Source organism: Shewanella sp. 1180_01, assembly GCF_052850535.1.
On sequence record NZ_VXCT01000029.1, the window covers coordinates 1 to 25,162 of the forward strand.

Here is a 25,162-nt window from a genome sequence, read left to right on the forward strand (position 1 = left end):
GTTCCAAGGTGCTATGTCTTGGCAACTCACTGCTGCAGCCGTTTGAGAATAACTGAAACCCGCCATAGCTGTGGCCATTAACCACGCGAATCGCTGTTGCTTCATTACCCAAGGTATATTACAGAACATGTTGAAATCCTCTTTTATTATAGTATGTTACCGAAATAGTCCTTTACACGAGCACATACAACGTCAGATGACAACAAAGGGGTTACTGCGGAATATTCAAGGTAGCTCAATGTAAGTAATTTGTTAACCTTTAAAGTGTTATAATAAATAACTAGATATGACAAAATTTAAAAATAACAATACTTTTAATGACTTACGATTAAACAATGAGTTTAAAATATTATCTGCTATGCATAGCCGCCTAAAAGATTAGTAATAAACCGACAATAAAATCTGCTAGAGGCTCAAAGTGAAGTGGTTTTCTATCTTTAAGAATTAAAAATCTCTATAATTCAGCCTTATTTGCTGCATTACCTTAGGTTGCTGTATGTCGCTTACGCCCATTTCTCCAAACACCGAAAATACCTCACGAACCGAAACCCCTGAAGCACAATTTCCTGAAGCGATTCAAACGCGAATCGACTCCTCTGAAGCGCGGGTAATCAAAGCGGTATTTCCATCCATCACCAACCATCACAATACCTTATTTGGTGGCGAAGCTTTAGCGTGGATGGATGAAACGGCCTTTATTGCTGCAACTCGTTTTTGCCGTAAAACCTTAGTGACTGTGAGTTCCGATAGAATCGATTTTAAAAAACCTATCCCCGCAGGCACATTAGCCGAACTGATCGCGCGGGTGATCCATGTCGGTAACACTTCATTGAAAGTTGAAGTGAACATCTATGTCGAAGACATGTATCAAGATCACCGAGAGCATGCCATACGCGGGGTGTTCACCTTTGTTGCGGTTGACGAACAACGAAATCCCACTCAAGTGTGGACATACGAGTAGTTTTTTAGACGATGTAAGCTACAGAACGGCCCGTTATCTCGGGCTTTTCATTACTATCGTGCGATTCAAATATATTTTGCAAAACACCGACCAAAGTCTAACAACCAGAAACATATCAAAATTTTGTCCTTATTCATGAATAAAGCAATAGGATCCTTGATTACTTTTCTGTTACATTGAGTTCAATCTTCACGCGCACCGAACATAATCATAAAAGCCATGAAGCTAGAAAACTTAAATATTATTATCGCAGACGATCACCCATTGTTCAGAAATGCACTACGTCAAGCACTGACCACAGCGTTTGAGCATGCACAATGGTTTGAAGCCGACAGTGCTGACGCACTGCAATCTGTGTTGGATGTCCGTAGCGTCAATTACGATCTTGTACTGTTAGATTTGCAGATGCCCGGTTCCCACGGCTACTCCACACTTATTCACCTACGCTCACATTATCCCGATTTACCCGTGGTAGTGATTTCTGCACACGAGGATATCAATACCATTAGCCGTGCGATTCATTATGGGAGCAGTGGTTTTATCCCTAAATCGGCCTCGATGGAAACCCTTAAAGAGGCACTGAGTGCGGTGTTATTCGGTGACATTTGGCTGCCTAAAGGCACTGAGATTATTTCTATCGATGACGACGCCGTTGATAAAATGGCCAGCAAATTATCCGATCTCACGCCGCAGCAATATAAAGTGTTGCAGATGTTTGCCGAAGGTTTGTTGAATAAGCAAATTGCCTATGATCTTGGCGTCTCTGAAGCGACCATCAAAGCGCACGCGACTGCCATTTTTAGAAAACTGGGCGTTCGTAACCGAACACAAGCCGTCATAGCTCTTGCTCAGCTTGAGATGGATAAAGTAGATTTATCTTAATCGCTTACGTCTTGATATGTATAACGGACTTGATGCATGTTTATGCTTTATGAATGCCACATGGCTAGTGTCTACATGAACTAAATTTAAGCACCTCGATTTAAGGACTTAGATTTAAGCACTAAGGTCTAATACCTTGATTTATTCATGAAGTTTCAGCTAATCATTATTCCATAAAAAATGCCGCTTATATTAGCGGCATTTTTTATGTCAGTAAATAATCGTCAATTAACGCATTGGCAGATTTTTATCGGCAAACATTTCATCGATAAGCTGTTGATCTCGTAAGGCGACAGCTTTCTCCACCACATCACGGGTTAAATGCGGCGCAAAGTGCTGAATAAAATCATACATATAACTGCGTAAGAAGCTGCCCTTCCTGAAGCCAATTTTAGTCGTACTGTGGGCAAACAAATGGCCAGCATCAATCGCAACTAAATCTTTATCGACATTAGGGTCAATCGCCATAGAGGCAATAACGCCCACACCTAATCCTAAACGGACATAGGTTTTCAACACATCGGCGCTGGTCGCACTAAAAACAACGCGAGGCTCTAAATTGGCGCGATTGAACGCTTTCTCAATTTCAGAAGCACGGTCAAAACCAAAGACATAAGTCACTAAGGGGAAGCGCGCTAAATCTTCGATGCTAATCAAATTATTTGGGCTACGGGTCGCAAGAGGATGATCTTTAGGAACGACGATGGAGCGATTCCAATGATAACAAGGCAACATAATTAAGTCGGAATATAAATGCATTGCTTCAGTCGCAATGGCGAAATCCGCATCACCGCGAGCCGCCTGTTCGCTGATCTGCGATGGAGTCCCCTGATGCATATGCAAGTTCACTTTAGGGTAGCGATCAATAAACTGCCGAATGATCGTCGGCAATGCATAGCGCGCCTGAGTGTCAGTCGTGGAAATATTTAACTCGCCTTGATCGGGCTTAGTATATTCCTCAGAAACTTTTTTAATGCTCTCAACTTTACCCAAGATATCATTGGCAATGCTGATCACTTGCAAACCTGCAGGTGTGACATGGGTTAAATGCTTACCGCTACGACCAAATATTTGGATCCCCAACTCATCTTCAAGCATGCGAACTTGTTTACTAATCCCAGGTTGAGAGGTATACAAGTTTTCAGCTGTCGCCGATACATTGAGGTTATGTTTTACGACCTCAGCAATATACCTGAGTTGTTGCAGTTTCATCTTATTTCCTTGTTTCAAACACGCAAAATGCCATTAACAACTGAGCCCTCAAAGCACTCTCAGCTATAATCAATCGTTATAGTATATAGTAAAACTTAAAGCAAATAGGAATATAGAGCACAAGTCTGCAGATTCATACGACAGAAATGATAACCTAGGCTAAGATAACTATGCTAGTTTATTGATTTATTGTAGCATGAGCTCAATTGGATAAATAATGGAACATCTATGTCATTCACCTTGGTTCTGATCCTCATCGGTGCGCTTTTACTGCTTGTTATCGGAATTAACGTATTACAACAACAAAAAGAACGCGTAGAGGCTGAGCGGCGCATTGAATTTGCTCGTCAAAGAGCCATTATCGATGAAACCGAAGCTGTGTTATCAAACACAGGGATGATGCCTTGTAGCACGAATATTGTGTTGGTTTTGTATCGTCGCGTGCAGGATGCCTTGCAGGCTGCGACAGCTATTAGTAATAGCCAGCAACAGTCTGATTACCAGCGCCGCCTAGCCGATATCAACAATCAAATAACAACCTTACAGTCTGGTCAGCCTCAATCACCACCGATTGAGAATTTCAGATTACCCGATAACGACAAACAAATTTTAGCGCTAGTGCAAACCTTGAAAAAGCTCAAGGCGATACTTAGAGCAGAACATAACAAAGGGAAAGTCGACCCGAGCATTTTTGCTCAGGAAGAAAGTCGTATCGACAGTTTACAGCTCAGGATCAATGTTGACTCCATGCTTTCCCGAGCCAGAGCGGCCAGTTTTATGAAGCAGTATGGTTCATCAAAACAAATGGTGACTAAAGCACTATCGACATTGCACGCGATTAAGGCACAAACGCCTAATGACCCTTTCATTGGTCGTAAAGTGGATGAGGCTAAACAATTGCTTGATGAGATTATGGGCGCGCAAAAACAATCTGAACCCAGTGCACCAAGACCTAAAAATGAAGAAGATGATATCGACATGCTGTTTCAGCCGAAAAAGAAATGGTGATCAGTTACTGTGTGCTTACCTTTAAGTTAAATTAGCGGCACGTCTTACACTCGTTCTTCAGCGTTATTGGGCGTGGTGAGTGAGTGCGAGTAAAGCGAGCAACATTTTTGGCTCATTATCTGCCGCAACAAATCAGTCTCTAAAGAATATCGAAACAAAAAAGCCAAGTCATAATTGACTTGGCTTTTTTGTGATTATCTTGGCGTTAAGCTAACTCAATCCGCCTCTATGCGCTTTTCTTGGCTTTCTTGGTAGTCTCACTCACCCACTTGCCATTAACGTAATGCGCTGACCAACCAGTGGCTTTGCCGTCGACTTCAGTCGCAACGTATTGCTCTTTCGTCTTACGGCTAAACTTCACCGCAGCTTTATTGCCTTCGTCATCAGTGACGGGCGCATCGGCTAAATACTGATACTTAGGCCACAGCAGCTCGCGGTATTGAACCAGCTCTTCAACCAGAGGGGCACGGGTTTCCCGTGATTTAGGGAAGGTACTGGCCGCTAAGAAGATCCCTGCTGCACCATCACGTAATACGAAATGGGCATCCGATTTGCTGCATTTCAGATCAGGCAAATAGATAGGATCTTCTTTTGGTGGCGCAGCCTCACCGTTCTTCAGTAATTTACGCGTATTTTTACATTCGCTATTGGTACAACCAAAATACTTACCAAAACGGCCGTTTTTCAGTTCCATGTCGTGGCCACAGCGATCACACTCAATCAGCGGACCTTCATAGCCTTTGATCTTGAATTGGCCTTCTTCGACTTCATAGCCTTCACAAATCGGGTTGTTACCACAGACGTGTAGCTTACGCTTCTCATCAATTAGGTAACTGTCCATTGCTGTGCCGCAAATACTACAGCGGTGCTTCGCACGCAGTGCATCTGTCTCGGCATCTTCACTGTTTTCGCTAATCGCCTCAACGCCAGGCGTGAGGTTCATCGTTGTCTTACAGCGCTCTTTGGGAGGTAATTCGTAACCAGAGCAACCGAGGAAAACACCAGTCGTTCCTGTACGAATACCCATAGGGCGACCACAGGTTGGGCACTTGATATCCGTCATTACCATTTGGTTAAGACGCATGCCACCTTCTTCGGGATCCAGCTCCGCTTTTTCTAATTGCTTAGTAAAGTCAGCATAGAAACCATCGAGCACTTTTTTCCAATCTAATTCACCGCGAGCCACATCATCTAATGTTTGCTCCATGCTGGCGGTAAAGTCATAGCTCATTAAATCAGCAAAACTGCCGACTAATCGCTCGCTGACAATTTCACCCATTTTTTCGGCATAGAAACGACGATTCTCAACTTTTACATAACCCCGATCTTGAATCGTTGAAATAATAGTTGCGTAGGTCGATGGGCGGCCAATGCCGCGTTTTTCTAATTCTTTAACTAAAGAGGCTTCGCTGTATCGAGCTGGCGGCTTAGTAAAGTGTTGCTTAGGTTGCAACTCTTTTAACGCTAATACATCGCCTTGTGCCACAAATGGCAACGTATTGTCTTCTTCGTTTTTCTTCTTGAGTGCTGTTTGTACGCGAGTCCAACCATCGAAACGTAAAGTACGTCCAGTAGCCTTCAGCTCATAGTCACCCGCTTTTACGGTCAACTTAGTAGCATCATATTGGGCTGGCGTCATCTGACATGACACAAACTGACGCCAAATCAGCTCATATAAGCGCTGAGCATCACGCTCCATGTCCGATAAGGTCGCCGCTTGGACATGAACGTTCGACGGACGAATCGCTTCGTGAGCCTCTTGTGCGCCTTCCTTAGAACCATAACGAATGGGTTCCGCGGGTAGATATTTATCACCAAACTCTTTGGCAATCATATCACGCAAGTTTTCAACGGCTTCTTGACTCAAATTGGTCGAGTCGGTACGCATATAAGTGATATGACCAGCTTCATAAAGTCGCTGAGCCATCATCATAGTCTTCTTCACACCGAAACCTAAGCGCGTACTCGCGGCCTGTTGCAATGTCGACGTAATAAAGGGCGCAGAAGGTTTGCTTTGGGTCGCTTTGTCTTCGCGGGCCAGCACGGTAAAACTCGCCGCCGATAACGCTTGAACCGCCGCCATCGCTTGCTGTTCATTGATAGGATTAAAGGCAGCATCTAAATGCTTAACCACTTCCATCCGCAAGGCTTCTTGAGCTGGCGTACTCAGCTCTGCATGTACATCCCAAAACTCTTCCGGTACAAAGGCTTTAATTTCGCTTTCACGTTCAACCACTAAGCGAACGGCAACCGACTGCACTCGTCCAGCGGATAAACCGCGAGCGACTTTTTTCCACAGCAGTGGCGACACCATAAAACCTACAACTCTGTCTAAGAAGCGACGAGCTTGCTGGGCATTAACCATGTTAGTGTCGAGTGTCGACGGCTTGCTAAAGGCATCTTGAATCGCAGACTTAGTAATTTCGTTGAAAACTACACGTTGATACCGTGAAGGATCACCGCCAATCACCTCTTGCAAATGCCAGGCGATAGCTTCTCCCTCACGGTCTAAGTCGGTTGCGAGATAGATTTGGTCGGCGGAATCGGCAAGTGCCTGTAGCTCTTTAACGACCTTTTCTTTGCCCGGCAAAATTTGATACTTAGCCGCCCAGCCCTTTTCAGGGTTTACGCCCATGCGAGACACCAGCGCTTGCTGATCTTTCACCTTTTTATATTGAGCTTTTTCTTCTGGCGACATTTTCTTAACTTCGGCAGCGGATTTAACCTTTTCATTGCCTTCTGAAGTCGATGATGTCGGCAGATCACGGATGTGACCTACGCTCGATTTAACGATGAATTCTTTGCCAAGATATTTATTAATAGTCTTAGCTTTGGCCGGTGATTCGACAATAACTAGCGATTTACCCATAGTTTAATTTGCGCCAAAAAATCTCAAGAAGGTGGAAATTGGCACCATATATAGAGGGTTGTACTGATAGTTTCAAGTTAATCCCTCTTTTATATGTACCAGCGAGTCACTTTTTAATCAAAGTTGAAAAAATGTAAAAATATAATATGCGTAATTAAAAACTAATATTTCATTATTTGCCAGCAAGCAAGAAATAGTTATGCATTTATCGTGAAAAAGTCGCTTTGAGCACAAAACCGTCCGCTTGTGCACTCGAAAAGCTTCAGTATACTGGGTTCCTTCAGGGACCATATGAACAAATAATAACTTTCCCTATCACAAGGATAAGCAATGAAGCACTTTGAAGCGAATTTTGATGGACTCGTTGGACCAACACACAATTACGCAGGGTTGTCTTTTGGCAATGTCGCCTCGCTCAGCAATGCCGCCTTAGTTTCTAACCCCAAAGCTGCTGCGAAACAAGGACTCCAAAAAGCCAAAGCACTTGCCGATATGGGCATGGTTCAAGGTATGTTAGCCCCTCAAGAGCGCCCAGACCTCTATACATTGCGCCGAATTGGATTTTCCGGCTCTGACGCCAATGTATTAAAACAGGCCGCGAAAGAAGCGCCTGTGCTGCTTAATGCCTGCTGCAGTGCATCCAGTATGTGGACTGCCAATGCCGCAACTGTCTCACCCAGTGCAGATACGCGTGACGGCAAACTGCATTTCACCCCAGCAAATTTAGTCGATAAACTGCATCGCAGCATCGAGCCCCTCACAACGGGGCGCATATTAACAGCAACTTTCAGTGATCCCCACTATTTTCATCACCATAGTCACTTACCTGAGCATAATAGCTTCGGTGATGAAGGTGCGGCGAACCACACTAGGCTATGCAACGAGTACGGCCATGCCGGTGTAGAATTGTTCGTTTATGGACAAGAAGCCACCAATCCCAATGCCCCTAAACCGCAAAAGTATCCAGCAAGACAAACCTTAGAGGCATCGATGGCTGTGGCACGCTTGCATCAGCTTGAAGAGGATAATTGCGTCTTCATCCAGCAGAATCCTGATGTCATTGACCAAGGTGTATTCCATAACGATGTTATCGCAGTTGGTAACCAAAATGTGCTGTTCTATCATGAACAAGCCTTCTTAAATACCCAACATAAAATTGATGAAATTAAACGTAAGCTCGATACCGAACTGTATTTCATTGAAGTGCCCACCGCTAAAGTGGCGATTAACGACGCAGTCAAAAGCTACTTATTCAATACCCAGATTATCACGCTTCCCTCTGGTGAAATGGTCATTGTTGCCCCAACCGATTGCCAAGAAAATCCCGCCGTATTTGCCTATTTGAATGAACTACTGACGCTAAACACCCCAATTAAGCAAGTGCTTTACTTCGACGTAAAACAAAGCATGCAAAATGGCGGCGGTCCCGCCTGCCTGCGTTTGCGTGTTGCGATGAATGAGATGGAAGTCGCGGCAGTGAATCAACACACTCTAATGAATGATGCCTTATTTTCGCGTTTAAACCTTTGGGTAGACAAACATTACCGTGACAGATTAACTACCCAAGATCTTGCTGACCCTCAGCTAATCATCGAATCACGTACAGCATTAGATGAGCTAACGCAAATAATGAAACTAGGTAGCGTTTATCAATTCCAACGTTAATTAATTTAAACGTTAAAACACTACGGATAAAACTGTAAAATACTAAATGAAAAGGGAGCGATTATGGCTCCCTTTTCATCATTTAATGGTAATGATCAATCGTTGCATTAGTAGACATTACGCTAGTGAATTACAATTGGAATAGTTGCAATCTGCGTTAAAACACCTTTTTTAGTCATTGCTTCAATCACTAATGACCCTGCATCAGGTTGGTCAGCACCTTTTATAAGAACGCTATACTTTCCTGCCCCGTTATCATTTGAAGATGCGATAGTGAAAGAGCCTTTACTTGCTAAGCTACCAGCTGAGGGGGTAAACGTAATGACTGTTCCTGAAGGCAAAGGCTGATTATGTAAATCCCCAATAATAATAGTTACGCCACCAGTCGACTTACCAATAATGTCAATCGTATTGTTATCGTTTAGACCATCACACACATCAACTATAGCTTTATCATCAATACAACTATCAGTAATTACTGGAACAGAAGCCATAGCATCACTACCCGACATTACCAAGACTAACGAAGCACGCACATTCAGCGAAGTATTACCCGCTGCACATCCGGCATGTTTACTGCCATTAGCATCCAATTGGCACAAACTACCATTGTATAAACCATCTGCTTGGTCATAAACGCCATTACTATTAAAATCAGTAAACACTTCAGCATCCCCTCCCTCTTCACCACCAGCTACACTTGGGTTAAAAGTACGGTCTTCATTATGGTCGACAAACGCTTCACTTAAGTCATATGGATTACCCGATACATCCTTTTTGCTTAAAAAATTCGCCACTTCAGATGCATCAAAACGTCCATTGCTATTAGTATCAGGGAAAGACTCTTCACCGATAGCCGTCGCCAAAATCGTCACACGCCCGCCATAAGGTTGACCTAGCCCTGCACCTAACGAAGGTTCTTTACCTTGCATTGCTAACGTATCGCCAGTAGGGCGAGGATTTTGACTTGTCCATTTAACTGAACAAGCACCATTAACTGTCAAACACGAAGACGCTATCACACCGCCCTCTGTGGTAAAGGAAACAGCTGTGCCATCGGGTACAGGGTTGTTGAATGCATCAGCCAATCGTGCCGTCACATCAACCTCAATGCCATCGTAGTCCCAACCTTCAGGGCTTAGGTTTGATGCCGATAAAGAAAAGCTATCTTGGTCAGGTAAACCTGTCGAAATAACTAATTGATTCGATTGACTTGATATTGCTGGCGTACTGCCAGCAACCACTGCAGTAACCCTGACACTTGTTGATACTGAGCCCGAATTAACTACCGTTTGAACAACTCCCTGACCATTTGTAGTAGCAAACTCAGGATCAAGAGTGATATTGCCAACTTCAGTATTGAGCGAGAAATTCACACGTTGATTACTAACCGGAATACCATTTTTATCCATTACTTTAAATTTCACGGTTGAGGCTTCTGCCCCACCGGTTCCTTTAAGCCTAATGACTTCGGGTAATGCCTCTAGGAAAAAGATACTGCCGACACTTGCTGGTAAGACATTTACCGTCGCCTTGGCGGTTAGAGATTTTCCACCAACATTTGCGCTTATATTTATAGTATCGTCCCCCACACAACCTTTTGCTAAGTAGGTGCTGGTTGCAATACCATTAACCGCGACTACAGGCGTGCTTAATTCAGCTTCAGCATTCGCCTTCAAAGCACAAACAGAGGTGAATTGCACTTCAACTGGATCGGCAAATGGATTTCCTGCGTCATCCTGAATAGCTACAGAGACACTTGAAGTCCCACCCGCTGAAACAACCGAAGGCTCAACGGATGCAACACCATTTTGAAATGGAGAACCACTCCCCATAAATACATTAGTCGCACCGATACTAAACACTAGTGGTTCCGATTTTTCTCCCGTTAGTAACGTTGCTGTCGCACTACCTGCACCCGGCTGGGTACCTGCTAAAATTTGAACATAAGCAACACCTTGTTCTGTAACAGCGGTATCAATGGGTAATTCACCGCGCGTACTGGAAAATTGCACAATTGTTTGCTTGGAAATACCTGTCACATTAGCAATTAGATAACCAGGTGAAAGTGACGTTATTGCTTTTATTGGTGTATTTGATTCAAGATCGCTCACCAACATCAAAGATACCTGAGCACCGCCAGTTGATGCCCCACCATCACCTTTAGTGTTAAATTCAATAAGATTTGATGTTACAGCTGTCCCGCTAGCAGGCGTATATGTTGCAGTAATCCGACCAGAACCCAGCTTATTTCCCGGTAAAACATCAATAGAAACTTTGCCATCAGCATTAGTCACACCGCTATCAGGTGTTAAAACCCCGTCACCTTCTAAACTAAAAATAATGCGCCCAACATAAGGGCTACCATTTTTAGTTAATGTAGCATTCAATTTTCCAGGGATTGCATTCGAAATATCTGTTATTGCCTGACCATCTGAGTTAACTAATTCCAATTTAACAACAAACTTATCAGATGGCGTTGTCCCACCATCATCGGAGATGCTGCCTCCTCCACCACATGCAATTAAAAAAAGTGAACACAATCCTGCGAGAAAAACCTTATACGCTGACTTCATTGTCAGGCTCCCTGTTACTCTGATGATGATACTTAAGCTAGACGCTTATTACTTATAGGCTAACATTACACAATTTTCACCAATTTTACTCACTAGAACCTTATTTTATTTCACAAATAACACAAATACTTTAACGCTATTTGTCATTTCATCTTCGCCGTTTTCTTGCTAGTCTTGTGAGCGCCAAAAAATAGAATGTATAAAAAACACACAGGACTCACCATGGCAATTTCGATAAAAAATAAACTCGGCCTTACAAGTAAAATTCTGATCGGTATGGGAACAGGTATTGCCTTAGGTCTCCTACTCCGCAATGCCTTTCCAGAAAGCGATATCGTAAAAGACTATATTACCGAAGGTTTCTTACATGTTATCGGCACCATTTTCATCTCCAGCTTAAAAATGTTAGTGGTTCCTTTAGTCTTTATTTCATTAGTCTGTGGAACTTGCTCACTGAGTGAGCCTTCTAAATTGGGCCGTTTAGGGGGCAAAACCCTCGCTTTCTATTTATTCACCACCGCTATTGCTCTCGTGGTTGCGATTGTCAGTGCAGTCCTTATACATCCTGGGAACGCTTCACTGGCTACAGAGAAAATGGAGTACATCGCCAAAGAAGCGCCAAGTCTTTCAAGCGTGATTATCAATATAGTCCCCACCAATCCGATGCAGGCATTGAGTGAAGGCAATATGCTACAAATCATTATTTTTGCGGTGATTTTTGGTTTTGCGATTGCCCATATTGGTGAGCGAGGTAAACGCGTTGCGGCTTTGTTTGAGGATTTAAATGAAGTCATCATGCGCGTCGTGACACTGATCATGCAGCTGGCACCTTATGGTGTGTTTGCGCTGATGGCAAAACTTGCATTAACGCTCGGTTTAGAAACCTTTGGTAGCGTAGTTAAATATTTCTTCGTGGTTCTCGGTGTATTACTGGTCCATGCGTTTATTGTTTACCCTACACTTCTAAAACTTTTCTCTGGCCTCAATCCGTTAATATTTATCCGTAAAATGCGTGATGTGCAGCTGTTTGCCTTTTCAACAGCAAGTTCAAATGCCACTTTGCCGATTACCATAGAAGCCTCTGAGCATAGATTAGGTGTCGATAATAAGATTGCCGCCTTTACGCTCCCCTTAGGTGCAACCATTAACATGGATGGCACCGCAATCATGCAAGGTGTGGCAACTGTATTTATCGCTCAGGTTTTTGGCATTGAACTCTCGCTCACTGATTATGCCGCCGTTGTTGTGACAGCGACATTGGCATCAATTGGTACCGCAGGCGTACCGGGTGTCGGACTTATCATGCTGGCCATGGTATTGAATCAAGTTGGTTTACCGGTTGAAGGTATTGCACTGATTATCGGTGTTGATCGCCTACTCGACATGGTACGTACCGCTGTAAACGTCACCGGTGATTGTGTGGCGACCGTGGTCATTGCGAAATCTGAAGGTGAATTTAACGAGCAAGTGTTTAACGACACTCAAGCGGGTAAGGTTGCTAGAAATTTTGATGAGCAAGTTCATCATTCAAATAGCTCTAACTAGCCTTAGTTAAATACCCATCACGCCCAGCCTCTGTGTTGGGCGTTTTTATTTACGCTTTTTGTTTATACTTTTGTCTGTACTTAGCCCAATTAATTTTTCTACAATTAGCAAAATGTGAACATGCCAATAGTATGGCAGTTTGTTTTTAGCTACATTGTGTTTACTATTTTAATACGTTGAATGGAGCTAAATAAATGTGGTGGAGAAGTCTTTGGATCCTGATAGCTTGCTGGCTATTGTGTGCCCACTTTGTACGTTATGAACAAATTAGCTTTGCCATCCCCTTTGCAATTGCGCCCTTAGTTTTATTCTTTAACTCGGTTTACTTACTGCGTTTATTACAAACTTTATTATTTATGAGTGTCTTTACCGTCTGGGGCGTCACGACGATTGAAGCGATACAAATGCGTTTAGCGCAAGAAGCGCCTTGGTTAAGATTATCTTTTATTATGATGGCGGTGATGCTATTTACCTTAGGTGCAATTATCTGTGGTAACGGTATTTTGCGGATCAGAAAACAAAAGTCTCCTTGGGGAAATTCACCAATACGCTAGCACTCCATCGGTAAAACTTTCTTATTCAACAATAAATGAGTACTTATTTTGACCACAAGTTCTGCTCGGTCAGCAAAGGTTAAGTTCAACTAAGATATGCTGATACTCTATTTGGTTATCAGTGTGATTTTGCGTAGACTGCTTTGCTAATGCTTAGCTCATCCACTTTAAGGCATGTATATTATGAGAATTTTGGTTGTTGAAGACGATCCTATTTTATCCCACCACTTAAAAGTGCAATTAAGCGATCTCGGCAATCAAGTTCAAGTGGCGCTCACTGCCAAAGAAGGTTTCTATCAAGCCACGAATTATCCCATCGATGTGGCTATTGTCGATTTAGGTTTACCCGATCAAGATGGCATTAGCTTAATTGAACAACTCAGAGAAGCGGGTCTTAAAGCGCCGATATTAATCCTCACCGCCCGAGTCAATTGGCAGGATAAGGTCGAAGGCCTTAATGCTGGTGCCGATGACTATTTAGTCAAGCCCTTTCAAAAAGAAGAACTCGTCGCTAGACTCGATGCCTTAGTACGCCGCAGCGCAGGTTTTGTTAAACCTGTGATTTGCAGTGGAGAATTAAAACTCGATCTCGCCGCTAAACAAGTCACCCTGAGCGATGAAATTATGGAAGTGACCGCCTTTGAATATTTGATCCTCGAATATTTAATGCGTCATTGCCACGAGGTGGTTGCCAAACAACGTTTGCTCGATGTGATTTATGGCGATAAAGAAGGCGATCCGAATACGATTGAAGTCATGGTCAGCCGCCTACGTAAAAAACTGACCCGCGATGGGATAGACAATCCAATCGTTACCATTCGCGGCCAAGGATATAAATTTAACCTGCCATGCAACTAAGATTAAAATTTAAGAAACGTCTGCTGACGCGGATGTTTCTCACCTCGCTATCGATTATTGCCTTAGTGGGTTTTGGTCTCGCATGGATGGTTAATATTCTGCATGCGCAAAATAGCTATAACGAAGAAACCGCACAACTCATTGCCGAAATTCCCCAAGTCGCCGCCGAATTGCGGGAGCACGATCTCATCCCCGATACCAGTGCGTGGCTGGAGGAAAATAATAAGCAAGAACGTTATGTGATTGCGAGTTGCGATGAAAAATTTAAACAAGTTTGGACTTCATCCCTCGCAGTAGACCGTGGCTTATTTGATACTTGCGAGCGCTTTAACGAAATTCGCAACGACTCCCCGCCCTATTATCTTACTATGGCCGATGACAGAGGTTACTTCGTCTATTTGCTCGCGGTGGAAATTGCTAGCGTACATTACAATTTGCTCGTCCTCAAAGATGCCGCTAAACTCGAGCAGGAATACAGTAAGTTCAGTAAACGCACTTATATTCGACTCGCCATGGTATTAGCCTTAGCGTTAATTCTATTGGTCAGCGCCGCCTATTGGGGAATGCGCCCCTTAGTACGGATGCAGAATGAACTGCAATCGATTAACCAAGGTAAGAGTAAATCACTTTCAGAAGGCTATCCTGTTGAACTCGAAGGGGTAACTCAAGCACTCAACCAAATGCTGCAACAATCGAGCGCTCAACAACAGCGCTATCAAAATGCCATGAACGACTTAGCACACAGTCTCAAGACCCGCTTAGCGGCTGTGCATGCCATCACAGATGACGCCAGTTTGAGTAAACAATCGGCGAGCGAAAAGATCATGGAACAAGTCAGCCAGATGGATCAGCTGGTCAAATATCAATTAAAACGCGCCATGTTAGGCCGCCAAGGCCTGAAGCAAGAACAGACTGTAATTGCGCCCTTAGTCGATCAATTAGCACAAATGTTATTTAAAATTTACCGGGATAAGCAAGTACAGTTCTCGGCGAGCATACCTCCCTCCTTGATGTTTCCCGGCAACAAGGGCGACTTGATGGAGCTGTGTGGCAACCTGATGGAAAACGCTTTCCGCTTATGTATCAGCCAAGTGCATGTATCAGCTAAGATTAGTTCACAAGGTGAGTTTGAACTTATCGTCGAAGATGATGGCCCAGGTGTCGAAGAAAGCTTAAGACAGAAGATTATCCAACGCGGCGTGCGAGCCGATACCCAGTCACCAGGACAAGGTATCGGATTAGCCGTATGTGATGAAATCGTTCACAGCTACGGTGGTAGTTTAAAAATTGAGGAAAGCCGCTTAGAAGGTGCACTCTTTAGGATCAGTATCCCTGTTTAAGGACAGGGATAGCTCACAACAAAGATAGCTAAATACAAAGATAAACAAATACGAAGAGTTAAATACAAGGATGTGTAACTATGTGGATAATGAACTTTATCAGGCAATCACAGCGTATAACTGCTCAGCTCGATTGAACATGATCCAAGAGGTAGCAATGTATTTGTCACCACTCAAGGGTTTATTGCCCCTATGCGTATGAGTGAATCCCGCAGGTGCTATCACCATAGTGCCTTTTTTCGGGGAAATTTTACGCTGCTGATAATAAAATTCGGTTTCACCGCCCTCTTCCACATCATTTAAATAAAACATGTAAAGCACGACGCGATGCAAGGCTTCATTGTGACCATTCTGCGGGAACTGCTCCGAATGCCAGTGGGGATAACCGCCTTTATTCTGCTGATACTTTTGAACATTAATACTACCACTGCGATACAAATACTTGACTAAGCCATCAGCTCTAGGTGCACCCAGCGCCGCAAAATTAGCAGGGGTTAGCGTTACAGGTTGGCCTTGTTCATCACTCACAGACACAGCGACCGCGCCCATTAACGCCATTGAATACTTTGTGAAATAATCTACCGCCCCCTTTAAGGTATAACCTAAGAGTTCGTTTTTGAGGGGCTGCAAGTCGGCGAAACTATCTAAGGTCAAATCGCGGCTGATCTTCTTCTCCAGATCAACGCCATTGCCCGTTTGTCCATCGACAACGCCAGCATGTTGCTCAAATGCCAGAATGAGACGGTCACACAAGTCATTCGGCAACGCATTAGGGTATACTTCAATAAAGTCCATACTTCCTCAATGGATTGGCTACTTTCTAGGCTTACTATGCTGACATGTTAGTTAAGTAATTGTAAAGCAGCATCATTGAGATAAAATAACCACATTAGGCTTCACGATAACAAGAATATGAAAAAAAGCTGTAAAGTCTCAGTCCATCAACTTCAAGTCGGCAACTTTGTGCGTTTGCCCGTGGCTTGGAAAGATCATCCCTTTTTATTCAGTAGCTTTCATATTAAACAAGCTGCGCAAATCGAGTTGATTAAAAATCTGGGCATCGAACATGTCATCGTCGATTTAGAGCGCAGTGACGTCGCCCCGTTACATGCTGATGCGGTCAACCCTATCAAATTGCCGCCAAGTGCTGAGATCAATGTGCTTAAAAACGACATGGATCAGTACAAGGCCGAACAAATCGAAGTACAAAAGAAATTACGCCGCGACATTCATAAAACCGAGCAAAACTTTACCCGCTCGGTCGCCATGATGCGTAGCCTCATCTCTAAGCTGCGTAATCGCCCCTTAAATGCAGTCGATGATGCCAAAGATTTGGTCCATACCATAGTCGAGCAACTGCTCAACTCAGATAACTTAGTGCTGCACTTAATGAGCGATGCTAAGCAAGATGAAAGCATTTACTACCATTCTTTGAACGTCGCGATTCTTTCTATGTTAATCGCCAAAGAACTCGAATGGGATAGAAGTGAGATTGAAACAGTGGGTCTCAGTGCCCTATTCCACGACGTGGGTAAATTAAAAGTCCCGCCACAAATTCTTAAAAAATCGACCCCTTGGTCAGCGCCAGAGCTTAATTTCATCAAGCAGCATCCGTTACTTGGGATAGAACTGCTCAAATTAGCCGATAATTTCCCCCAAGCGGCCTTAGCTCCCATCACCAGTCATCATGAGTGTCTTGATGGCAGTGGTTATCCCAAAGGCTTAAAGGAAGAGGCGTTAGACAAAGTATCGCAACTGATTGCGGTAGTGAACGAATATGATTCCCTGTGTTACCCAAGCCAACAGGGAAAAGCCAGAATGCCCTATGCCGCTCTGGGGCATTTGTACAAGCAATACAAGACTAAGCTCAATCAAGAATATATTGGCAAGATGATCAAGATGTTAGGCATTTATCCTCCTGGCAGTGTGGTGGAATTATCCAGCGGTCAATATGCCATGGTGATGTCAGTTAACTTAAGCAAGCTGCTATGCCCTAAGATATTGGTTTACGATGCGTTAGTCCCTAAAGATCAAGCGCCTATCGTTGATTTAGAGATTGAAGGGATCAGCATAGTGCGCTGTTTACCGCCTGCGGCGCTTCCCGAAAAAGTCCACGAGTATCTGAATCCCCGCGAACGAGTAAGTTATTACTTTGGCGGCGATAGTCGTAAACAGTGATTGAGCTAACCGACTTAGCGATTCATGCCTAACGGGCTTCATGCATTTAATCAAAGTCATCGAGTCAAACTCGTTGGTAAAAGTCATTGAATAAACGTGATTAAATAGCAGTGATAAAAATAAGGGTCGAATATTGCATTCGACCCTTATTTTTTAGTTTGAGAAACCAACGCTACTAGCGCCTGACTTATAACCAATGCTTGCGCTTAAAGAAGAAGTAAGTACCGGCGGCACTGGCTAACATCATCACAATCGCCATAGGGTAACCGTATTGCCACTCAAGCTCAGGCATACTGGTAAAGTTCATCCCATAACTACTGGCAATCAGGGTCGGCGGCAGAAACACCACAGCGGCAACAGAGAATATTTTAATGATTTTGTTCTGTTGCAGACCACTGAAACCCATGGCCGCATCAAGCAAAAAGTTTAACTTATCGAAAATAAACTGACTGTGGGGCATCAGCGACTCGATATCCGATAACATTTCCCGCAAATCCTTCAAGTGCTCATCGGATAGCTGGCCACGATAGTAACGCTGCATATAACGCAGTGAACGCTGGGTATCGAGCAAACTCAAACGGATTTTACCATTGGAGTCCTCTTGCAGAGTGATAAGCTTAAATACATCATCAAGCTCATCGTTATCAAATACTTGCTCACCGACATTTTCGAGAACTGTATAGACGTCTTCGATTAAGTCAGACAGATAATCCACTTTCAGATTAAATAATTCGAGAAACAGTTCCTGCGGCGTCGACACATCTAACCGGCCCAAACGTAAATAGTTACGCAGCAAGCGGATAAGACCCACGTCTTCTTCACGGATTGTCAGTAAAAAATTGGTGCGAAGGTTGAAGGACACGTTAACGCCACGTACATCTTGGCCGACACGCTGGGGGAATAACGAATTGATATGCAGGCCATCGCTGTTTTGATAAAAACGTGCAGAGGCCTCAATTTCATTGATATCTTCTTCGTCAGGCACTTCTTCAACAGAAAAATGACTTAACCATTCTCGCTCCGAATCATCGGGTTTATACAGATCTAACCAAATGGTCGATGCGGGAATACTGTCCAGTATGCCGAGCTCTGTCACGGTAAGGTGACGATTTTCATACACATAAGCAGTAATCATTTGTCCTCCTGAAAAAAACTTAAGTTAACGATCCCACTTAAGTGCAGGCTAAAAAATTGTCGCTAGTTTACCGCATAAGTTGGCAATGAAAAGGCGCGAAAGATAATTTAGTAAAATAAATATGCCTTAATCGGTCTCGATGATTGCCAGCCGTTCTTGGGTCGAAAAGCGAATATGGATGCCATCGAGCGTCACCATTTTCGAATCTGAAATATCGCCTTTGCGCACGCGATACTCGCCGTTATTATCGGCATTGGGTGACACGATTCTTACCGTGACTATTTTGTGCTGATCGCGCCAATACCAAACACTATAACTGAGCACACTCAGTCCGAGCACCACAAACACGCCTGTGAGTAAATAACGACGCCACAGGGGTTCATTTAAACGTTTAGTGCTAATATTCGTGGCCTGAGGCACAATTTGTCGCTGGCGCTTCATCAGCAAAAACCAAGCGCCAGCAATGACTAAGACTGTCAGTAAAATTTTAGTGAGCATGGCCCCTTCCTTTGATGTACTTAGCCTGCGCGCAATAATTAATATAATGCCAACTACAATCGAGCATTAACTCGTTAATGCCACACATAAGTTCGCGCATTATACATTGACCATCATACGCTGACTTAAGTGGATAAACTGTCTTTGGGATCAAGCTTAAGGCTCACGGTCAAAGAGATAAGGAAAATGGCGAGTAACAGTATGCAAAAGCAGTGGTTTGAAACAGCGTACAACAGCCTTATGACAGGACAAAAATGACAGGACAAAAATGACAGGACGAAAACATCGCAGGCCATAGGTAAAGTAAAGGGCCTAATCAGATTTACTGCGACAAAAGCGTCACGGCACTCATGATGATAAGCCACTTATTTTAAAAATCCTCAAATACCTTTGCCATACGTTGAATTTGCGCCAAAGGCACGCCATGACGATTACGTTTTGCGCATTCCAACTGATGGGCAGGATGACTCGGTTCGCCTATCAGCATAATTCTGACTTGATAACCTAAGGCTTTTGCCGCCGCTTCATAGGCCATGTATTCCCAGTGGCACAGATTAGTGTTGTCGCAAATCACCACGGGCTCGCCTGAAGACAACGCCTGAATAAACCCCGCCAAATTACATTGATGGTACTCAGGTAACTTCTTGGCATCGAAGCGATATTCATCTTGGTGATAGAAAAAGCTATCGGTCGAAAATACGCCGCGTTGGCGCACGCCAATGGCTTGTTCTAAAGGAAGGGAAAGAATATAAGTTTCAACCCAATGTGACTTACCACTGCCCGGTAAACCACGCATAATTATCGCGATTCTATCACTCATGTGTTCGACTCACTGCCAATCACTCGGCCCGCTAAAATAGTCTCGACCAACTGAGGCACTAACTCCCCCGCTTTGCCAGTCAAATGATACTGGAACTGACTGTGTCTATCGGGTGCCATCATATTCACTTCAACCGTTTGTGCGCCGTGATGGTTAGCGGTATCCACAAAACCTGCGGCAGGATACACAGTACCAGAGGTGCCAATGGCAATAAACAAGTCGCAGTTATCCAGCGCATCGTGGATACGGTCCATCCCCAAGGGCATTTCGCCAAACCACACAACATGAGGGCGTAAACGCTGGGCAGGAATACAGCAGGTACAACAATTATCGACACCAAAAGGCTCACGCAGAATAAAGGTCTGACGTGAGCGCGGGCAGCGCCCTTTAGATAGTTCGCCATGCATGTGCAGCAATCGACGTGAACCCGCACGCTCATGCAAATCATCAATATTCTGGGTCACCACCAATAACTGGCCTTGAAATTCTGTCTCTAACTTTGCCAAGGCAAGGTGCGCCGCATTGGGCTCAACCGTGCCACTGTGCAATTGTTGCCAACGACTATTGTAAAAGCGTTCCACAAGCTCAGCATCACGTTCATACCCTTCTGGCGTAGCCACGTCTTCAATATGATGTTCTTCCCACAGACCATCTTGATCGCGAAAGGTGCGTAATCCCGACTCAGCAGAGATCCCTGCGCCGGTTAACACCACAATTTGCTGGTACATGCCGATTCCTTATTATTTTATTTATTTGAATTATTCTCACTGACTTTGGCGGCCGTGAATATTATTCCTTGGTATAACCATACAAAAACTATGCTTGAATTGCCGTAAAATATTGTGATTTAACGCCTATTGACACAATTTATCTGCATATCGCCCCATAAAGCCAGAACAAAGGTTTAAGTTTTCAACCTGAGCCCCTATAATGGCAAACACTATCCACGGATGAACCTATTGGTTCTGCAATCAAGAGATTAGCAATGACAGATGGAAATCAAGCGCTAAAAAAAGCGGGTTTGAAAATTACCCTGCCACGAGTCAAGATCCTAGAACTGATGCAAGGGCCTGAAAACCAACATATCAGCGCAGAAGATTTGTACAAGAAGCTGCTCGATTTGGGTGAAGAAATTGGTCTAGCCACCGTCTACCGTGTGTTAAACCAATTTGATGATGCAGGTATTGTCAGTCGTCACCATTTTGAAAGCGGTAAAGCCGTTTTCGAACTCTCGACTCAGCATCATCATGATCACTTAGTTTGCCTATCATGTGGCAAAGTAATTGAATTTTCTGACGATATGATTGAACGTCGTCAAGATGAAATTGCCATGAAACACAACATTAAGCTGACTAATCACAGCCTATATTTGTATGGCACTTGCACCAATGATACCTGTGAGCATAACGACGCTTAGTCGACTTCAGCTTTCATCAGCGTGACACAAAAAACCAGCCTGAGGCTGGTTTTTTATTGGATGATACGAACAGGCAAGCCGCTATAACACCTTGGCGTAGATATTCACTTTATGCCCCATAAACTCATTTTGCTCGCGCCAGTGCATGCCTACGCGCTTAGCCACGCCTTCGGAGCCGAGATTCCCTTCTAAGATAAGTGCAATCGTCTGTTCAATCCCAAAGCGCTTAAATTCTGCTAATGCAGCAGATGCAGCCTCAGTGCCAATCCCTGTGCCCCAATACTCTGGGAAATAACGATAACCTAACTCGACTTCATTAAATTCTGGAATGAATTTCGGGCCACAAAATCCGATCACACGCTTGTCGGCTTTATGTTCTACCGCCCAACGGCCAAAACCATGTTGCTGATAATCGCCTTGGATCACCTGGTGAAATAACTCAACCGCCTGCTCGCGAGACGTAAAAGCGTCAGAGGGAATGTATTTCAGCATCGCCGGATTACTGTTCATCAAATACAGGGCTTCACAATCTTGCTCGGTAAATGGCCGAATAATTAACCGTTCAGTTTGGGTTATCATCTTTACTCCTTCAAAAATGGATCGCTTGATGCATCAGCCAATCGTTAGCATGGTCATCACTAGCGTAAGGTCAACGACACTACGCCAGTATAAATCTTAACGGTGGAAGTCACCGCTGCGCTCAGGTTGATACAATATTTCTTCAATACGCACTTTTACCATGGAACCACCAGGGCCTGGCCATTCAATCTCATCGCCTTGGGACAGCCCTAATAGTGCACTCCCCACTGGCGCCAAAATTGAAATCGTGCCCGCGCCGTTTACGTCTTTTGGATACACTAACCGTAAACAGAAAGTCTCATTACTGGATGAAACGCTAAATTTCACTTCCGAATTCATGGTCACGACATTCTCTGGCATCTGCGACGCAGGCACGATATCGGCTCTGTCTAATTCAGCCTCCAATGCCGCTTTGCCCGGAAACGCATTTGCCGGCAGTGACTCTAATAATCGCTCTAGTCTTTCTAAGTCGATTTCCGAAATAATGATTTTAGGTGTTTTCACAGTCTTTCCCTCGTAAAGAAACGTGATGTTCAAGCCGTGACTCAGGCTAACATCGACTCAGTGGCTTACCCTCCCCCAATGCGGTAAGCCCCATAATACAAATACGCTCGCAGCAAAAAGCTGCAACCGTGTGATATAAATTTGAATTCAAGATATTTTGCAGAAACAGCACTGAAGCCATAAGCACTTGGCTCATGGTTAATGGTCCTACTCACGCTATGCTCGCCCATGGCGCAGGCGACTGCCGAGCAGAGAAGCATCAATCTAACCCGTAGAAGAAAAAATATCTAGTCTTCATGGTGTTAGCTCAATCCCATTCCTATCATTTACTGTGTCTCGCAGCTTATACCAATCACAATCCGATTAGTATTTTACAGCCAATAAAAAAGGCGCCTTAGGCGCCTTTTAGTATCGAACGGTTTAGCTTACCAACCAGTACGAGTACGCAGCGCTTTGCCGATATCAGCTAGCGAGCGGACAGTCGTCACGCCAGCTGCTTCTAATGCAGCAAATTTGTCTTCTGCAGTACCTTTACCGCCAGCGATAATCGCACCAGCATGGCCCATACGCTTACCAGCAGGTGCAGTTACACCAGCAATGTAAGACACAACAGGCTTAGTCACGTGTGCTTTGATGTAAGCAGCCGCATCTTCTTCAGCGTTACCACCGATTTCACCGATCATCACGATCGCTTCAGTCTGTGGATCGTTTTGGAACATTTCCAATACGTCGATGAAGTTAGTACCTGGAATTGGATCACCACCGATACCTACGCAAGTAGATTGGCCGAAACCTTCATCAGTCGTTTGCTTAACCGCTTCATAGGTCAGAGTACCTGAACGAGAAACGATACCCACTTTGCCTTTTAAGTGGATGTGACCTGGCATGATGCCGATCTTACATTCACCTGGGGTGATAACACCTGGGCAGTTAGGGCCGATCATGCGAACGCCAGTTTCTTCAAGCTTCACTTTAACTTGCAGCATGTCCAGTGTAGGAATGCCTTCAGTGATACAAACGATAAGCTCAATGCCACCGTCGATAGCTTCAAGAATGGCGTCTTTACAAAATGGTGCCGGTACATAGATCACAGAAGCAGTCGCGCCAGTAGCAGCTACAGCGTCTTTCACAGTGTTAAACACTGGCAGACCTAAGTGAGTTTGACCGCCTTTACCAGGAGACACACCGCCCACCATTTGCGTACCGTAATCGATAGCTTGTTGTGAGTGGAATGTACCTTGACCGCCAGTGAAACCTTGGCAAATTACCTTGGTATCTTTATTGATTAAGACAGACATTATTTGCCCTCCGCAGCTTTAACAACTTGCTCAGCCGCGTCAGTCAGACTGGTAGCTGCAATGATATCAAGACCTGATTTAGCTAATACTTCACGGCCAAGTTCAGCGTTAGTACCTTCTAAACGAACCACAACAGGTACTTTAACGCCCACTTCTTTAACAGCGCCGATAATACCTTCTGCGATCATGTCACAACGTACGATACCGCCGAAAATGTTAACCAGAACCGCTTTCACATTGCTGTCAGACAGAATGATTTTGAATGCTTCTGCTACACGTTCTTTAGTCGCGCCGCCGCCTACGTCTAGGAAGTTCGCTGGCTTGCCACCGTGCAAGTTAACGATATCCATAGTACCCATAGCCAGACCTGCACCGTTCACCATACAGCCAACGTTACCGTCTAATGCTACATAGTTCAGTTCGAACTTAGCAGCGTGAGCTTCGCGGGCATCATCCTGTGATGGATCGTGCATGCCTTTGATTTTTGGTTGACGATAAAGTGCGTTACCGTCGATACCGATTTTACCGTCTAGGCAGTGTAGGTTGCCTTCAGTGGTAATAACCAGTGGGTTGATTTCAAGCAATGCGAAATCATGATCAACGAACATAGTCGCCAGACCCATGAAAATCTTAGTGAACTGCTTCATTTGAGTTGGGTTTAAACCTAACTTGAAGCCAAGATCACGTGCTTGATAACCTTGTGGACCAGTCAAAGGATCGATGATTGCAGTGTGGATGAGTTCTGGCGTTTCTTCTGCCACTTTCTCAATTTCAACACCACCTTCAGTCGACGCCATGAACACTACGCGACGAGTCGCGCGGTCAACAACGGCACCTAGGTACAGTTCGTTAGCGATGTCGGTGCAGCTTTCTACTAAAATTTTAGCAACTGGCTGACCTTTCTCATCAGTTTGATAAGTCACCAGATTTTTGCCTAACCAGTGTTCGGCAAAGGCTCTGATTTCTTCTTTATCGCCAGTGACTTTAACGCCACCCGCTTTACCGCGGCCGCCTGCGTGTACTTGACACTTAACAACCCATAAATTTCCGCCAATATGGCCTGCCGCTTCTACAGCTTCTTGGGCTGTATCACATGCAAAACCTTCTGACACTGGTAAACCATATTCGGCAAATAAGGATTTTGCCTGATACTCATGCAAATTCATGATGATCTATCCGTATACTTCTAATCAAATCCAACTGGCCCGTTTGGGCCAGTCACGAGGGTATGTCTGGCTATTTCTTTAAGCGCAAACTCTTAGC

At 44.2% G+C, this 25,162-nt stretch carries 22 protein-coding genes; 10 read left to right on the forward strand and 12 right to left on the reverse strand.

Annotated elements, in window-relative coordinates:
- Window positions 1–496: 496 nt before the first annotated feature.
- Window positions 497–961: an acyl-CoA thioesterase gene (locus tag FW758_RS14955; protein ID WP_006081955.1), complete on the forward strand. Its 465-nt coding sequence runs from the start codon at window positions 497–499 to the stop codon at window positions 959–961.
- A 219-nt stretch (window positions 962–1,180) separates the two neighbouring features.
- Window positions 1,181–1,843, forward strand: a complete 663-nt coding sequence (locus FW758_RS14960; protein WP_411357540.1) for a response regulator transcription factor — start codon at window positions 1,181–1,183, stop codon at window positions 1,841–1,843.
- Between the two features lie 228 nt (window positions 1,844–2,071).
- On the opposite strand, the gene cysB is transcribed toward FW758_RS14960, so the two are convergent.
- Window positions 2,072–3,055 carry an HTH-type transcriptional regulator CysB gene (gene cysB / locus FW758_RS14965; protein ID WP_006081957.1) on the reverse strand — a complete coding sequence of 328 codons (984 nt, stop codon included), beginning with the start codon at window positions 3,053–3,055 and terminating at the stop codon, window positions 2,072–2,074.
- Window positions 3,056–3,283: 228 nt separating this feature from the next.
- On the opposite strand from cysB, the gene zomB reads away from it, so the two are divergent.
- Complete coding sequence (zomB, locus tag FW758_RS14970) at window positions 3,284–4,063, forward strand: flagellar motor control protein ZomB (RefSeq protein ID WP_006086247.1); 780 nt, start codon at window positions 3,284–3,286, stop codon at window positions 4,061–4,063.
- Between the two features lie 226 nt (window positions 4,064–4,289).
- On the opposite strand, the gene topA is transcribed toward zomB, so the two are convergent.
- Window positions 4,290–6,932: a type I DNA topoisomerase gene (topA, locus tag FW758_RS14975; RefSeq protein ID WP_006086246.1), complete on the reverse strand. Its 2,643-nt coding sequence runs from the start codon at window positions 6,930–6,932 to the stop codon at window positions 4,290–4,292.
- 330 nt (window positions 6,933–7,262) lie between these two features.
- On the opposite strand from topA, the gene astB reads away from it, so the two are divergent.
- Complete coding sequence (astB, locus tag FW758_RS14980; RefSeq protein ID WP_446445806.1) at window positions 7,263–8,597, forward strand: N-succinylarginine dihydrolase; 1,335 nt, start codon at window positions 7,263–7,265, stop codon at window positions 8,595–8,597.
- 122 nt (window positions 8,598–8,719) lie between these two features.
- Here the strand turns inward: astB and FW758_RS14985 are convergent, their stop codons facing one another.
- Window positions 8,720–11,173 (reverse strand): hypothetical protein, encoded by a 2,454-nt coding sequence (locus FW758_RS14985; protein ID WP_446445807.1) that lies wholly within the window; start codon window positions 11,171–11,173, stop codon window positions 8,720–8,722.
- 222 nt (window positions 11,174–11,395) lie between these two features.
- Between FW758_RS14985 and FW758_RS14990 the strand changes: the two genes are divergently transcribed.
- The 4 genes from FW758_RS14990 (at window position 11,396) to FW758_RS15005 (ending at window position 15,470) form a co-directional block, all read left to right on the forward strand.
- Window positions 11,396–12,718 (forward strand): dicarboxylate/amino acid:cation symporter, encoded by a 1,323-nt coding sequence (locus FW758_RS14990; protein ID WP_012089408.1) that lies wholly within the window; start codon window positions 11,396–11,398, stop codon window positions 12,716–12,718.
- Between the two features lie 194 nt (window positions 12,719–12,912).
- Window positions 12,913–13,272 (forward strand): hypothetical protein, encoded by a 360-nt coding sequence (locus FW758_RS14995; protein ID WP_012587462.1) that lies wholly within the window; start codon window positions 12,913–12,915, stop codon window positions 13,270–13,272.
- A gap of 183 nt (window positions 13,273–13,455) precedes the next feature.
- The gene (locus tag FW758_RS15000; protein ID WP_006081964.1) at window positions 13,456–14,130 is read left to right on the forward strand and encodes a response regulator; all 675 of its coding nucleotides are present in this window, start codon (window positions 13,456–13,458) and stop codon (window positions 14,128–14,130) included.
- Complete coding sequence (locus tag FW758_RS15005) at window positions 14,121–15,470, forward strand: ATP-binding protein (RefSeq protein ID WP_226058431.1); 1,350 nt, start codon at window positions 14,121–14,123, stop codon at window positions 15,468–15,470. The genes FW758_RS15000 and FW758_RS15005 overlap by 10 nt, the downstream gene beginning before the upstream one ends.
- A 99-nt stretch (window positions 15,471–15,569) precedes the next feature.
- Here FW758_RS15005 and FW758_RS15010 read toward each other — a convergent pair whose 3' ends face one another.
- On the reverse strand, window positions 15,570–16,265 hold the full coding sequence (locus tag FW758_RS15010) for a 2OG-Fe(II) oxygenase (protein WP_311905714.1): 696 nt from the start codon (window positions 16,263–16,265) through the stop codon (window positions 15,570–15,572).
- Between the two features lie 117 nt (window positions 16,266–16,382).
- Between FW758_RS15010 and FW758_RS15015 the strand changes: the two genes are divergently transcribed.
- Entirely contained in the window at window positions 16,383–17,648 is a 1,266-nt protein-coding gene (locus tag FW758_RS15015; RefSeq protein ID WP_446445808.1) for an HD-GYP domain-containing protein, read from the forward strand.
- 187 nt (window positions 17,649–17,835) lie between these two features.
- Here the strand turns inward: FW758_RS15015 and corA are convergent, their stop codons facing one another.
- From corA to cobB, 4 genes are all read right to left on the reverse strand, one after another.
- Window positions 17,836–18,783 carry a magnesium/cobalt transporter CorA gene (gene corA / locus FW758_RS15020; protein ID WP_006081968.1) on the reverse strand — a complete coding sequence of 316 codons (948 nt, stop codon included), beginning with the start codon at window positions 18,781–18,783 and terminating at the stop codon, window positions 17,836–17,838.
- Window positions 18,784–18,909: 126 nt separating this feature from the next.
- Window positions 18,910–19,281: a hypothetical protein gene (locus tag FW758_RS15025; RefSeq protein ID WP_446445809.1), complete on the reverse strand. Its 372-nt coding sequence runs from the start codon at window positions 19,279–19,281 to the stop codon at window positions 18,910–18,912.
- 370 nt (window positions 19,282–19,651) lie between these two features.
- The gene (locus FW758_RS15030; RefSeq protein ID WP_413484948.1) at window positions 19,652–20,101 is read right to left on the reverse strand and encodes an ATP-binding protein; all 450 of its coding nucleotides are present in this window, start codon (window positions 20,099–20,101) and stop codon (window positions 19,652–19,654) included.
- On the reverse strand, window positions 20,098–20,829 hold the full coding sequence (gene cobB / locus FW758_RS15035; RefSeq protein WP_432320523.1) for a Sir2 family NAD+-dependent deacetylase: 732 nt from the start codon (window positions 20,827–20,829) through the stop codon (window positions 20,098–20,100). The genes FW758_RS15030 and cobB overlap by 4 nt, the downstream gene beginning before the upstream one ends.
- 257 nt (window positions 20,830–21,086) lie before the next feature.
- On the opposite strand from cobB, the gene fur reads away from it, so the two are divergent.
- Complete coding sequence (fur, locus tag FW758_RS15040; protein WP_006081972.1) at window positions 21,087–21,518, forward strand: ferric iron uptake transcriptional regulator; 432 nt, start codon at window positions 21,087–21,089, stop codon at window positions 21,516–21,518.
- Window positions 21,519–21,599: 81 nt separating this feature from the next.
- Here fur and FW758_RS15045 read toward each other — a convergent pair whose 3' ends face one another.
- The 4 genes from FW758_RS15045 to sucC all read right to left on the reverse strand — a co-directional run bounded on the left by FW758_RS15045 (window position 21,600) and on the right by sucC (window position 25,065).
- Entirely contained in the window at window positions 21,600–22,097 is a 498-nt protein-coding gene (locus FW758_RS15045) for a GNAT family N-acetyltransferase (protein WP_446445810.1), read from the reverse strand.
- 96 nt (window positions 22,098–22,193) lie between these two features.
- Window positions 22,194–22,601 carry a nucleoside diphosphate kinase regulator gene (gene rnk / locus FW758_RS15050; RefSeq protein WP_432311209.1) on the reverse strand — a complete coding sequence of 136 codons (408 nt, stop codon included), beginning with the start codon at window positions 22,599–22,601 and terminating at the stop codon, window positions 22,194–22,196.
- A gap of 425 nt (window positions 22,602–23,026) precedes the next feature.
- Window positions 23,027–23,899: a succinate--CoA ligase subunit alpha gene (gene sucD, locus FW758_RS15055; RefSeq protein WP_107947892.1), complete on the reverse strand. Its 873-nt coding sequence runs from the start codon at window positions 23,897–23,899 to the stop codon at window positions 23,027–23,029.
- The gene (gene sucC / locus FW758_RS15060) at window positions 23,899–25,065 is read right to left on the reverse strand and encodes an ADP-forming succinate--CoA ligase subunit beta (RefSeq protein WP_006081976.1); all 1,167 of its coding nucleotides are present in this window, start codon (window positions 25,063–25,065) and stop codon (window positions 23,899–23,901) included. The genes sucD and sucC overlap by 1 nt, the downstream gene beginning before the upstream one ends.
- Window positions 25,066–25,162: the final 97 nt, after the last annotated feature.

Bases quoted from the DNA above. Each gene is read 5' to 3' on its own strand.
- FW758_RS14955 (WP_006081955.1), top strand. From the start codon at position 497: ATGTCGCTTACGCCCATTTCTCCAAACACCGAAAATACCTCACGAACC.
- FW758_RS14960 (WP_411357540.1), top strand. From the start codon at position 1,181: ATGAAGCTAGAAAACTTAAATATTATTATCGCAGACGATCACCCATTG.
- cysB (WP_006081957.1), bottom strand. From the start codon at position 3,055: ATGAAACTGCAACAACTCAGGTATATTGCTGAGGTCGTAAAACATAAC.
- zomB (WP_006086247.1), top strand. From the start codon at position 3,284: ATGTCATTCACCTTGGTTCTGATCCTCATCGGTGCGCTTTTACTGCTT.
- topA (WP_006086246.1), bottom strand. From the start codon at position 6,932: ATGGGTAAATCGCTAGTTATTGTCGAATCACCGGCCAAAGCTAAGACT.
- astB (WP_446445806.1), top strand. From the start codon at position 7,263: ATGAAGCACTTTGAAGCGAATTTTGATGGACTCGTTGGACCAACACAC.
- FW758_RS14985 (WP_446445807.1), bottom strand. From the start codon at position 11,173: ATGAAGTCAGCGTATAAGGTTTTTCTCGCAGGATTGTGTTCACTTTTT.
- FW758_RS14990 (WP_012089408.1), top strand. From the start codon at position 11,396: ATGGCAATTTCGATAAAAAATAAACTCGGCCTTACAAGTAAAATTCTG.
- FW758_RS14995 (WP_012587462.1), top strand. From the start codon at position 12,913: ATGTGGTGGAGAAGTCTTTGGATCCTGATAGCTTGCTGGCTATTGTGT.
- FW758_RS15000 (WP_006081964.1), top strand. From the start codon at position 13,456: ATGAGAATTTTGGTTGTTGAAGACGATCCTATTTTATCCCACCACTTA.
- FW758_RS15005 (WP_226058431.1), top strand. From the start codon at position 14,121: ATGCAACTAAGATTAAAATTTAAGAAACGTCTGCTGACGCGGATGTTT.
- FW758_RS15010 (WP_311905714.1), bottom strand. From the start codon at position 16,265: ATGGACTTTATTGAAGTATACCCTAATGCGTTGCCGAATGACTTGTGT.
- FW758_RS15015 (WP_446445808.1), top strand. From the start codon at position 16,383: ATGAAAAAAAGCTGTAAAGTCTCAGTCCATCAACTTCAAGTCGGCAAC.
- corA (WP_006081968.1), bottom strand. From the start codon at position 18,783: ATGATTACTGCTTATGTGTATGAAAATCGTCACCTTACCGTGACAGAG.
- FW758_RS15025 (WP_446445809.1), bottom strand. From the start codon at position 19,281: ATGCTCACTAAAATTTTACTGACAGTCTTAGTCATTGCTGGCGCTTGG.
- FW758_RS15030 (WP_413484948.1), bottom strand. From the start codon at position 20,101: ATGAGTGATAGAATCGCGATAATTATGCGTGGTTTACCGGGCAGTGGT.
- cobB (WP_432320523.1), bottom strand. From the start codon at position 20,829: ATGTACCAGCAAATTGTGGTGTTAACCGGCGCAGGGATCTCTGCTGAG.
- fur (WP_006081972.1), top strand. From the start codon at position 21,087: ATGACAGATGGAAATCAAGCGCTAAAAAAAGCGGGTTTGAAAATTACC.
- FW758_RS15045 (WP_446445810.1), bottom strand. From the start codon at position 22,097: ATGATAACCCAAACTGAACGGTTAATTATTCGGCCATTTACCGAGCAA.
- sucD (WP_107947892.1), bottom strand. From the start codon at position 23,899: ATGTCTGTCTTAATCAATAAAGATACCAAGGTAATTTGCCAAGGTTTC.
- sucC (WP_006081976.1), bottom strand. From the start codon at position 25,065: ATGAATTTGCATGAGTATCAGGCAAAATCCTTATTTGCCGAATATGGT.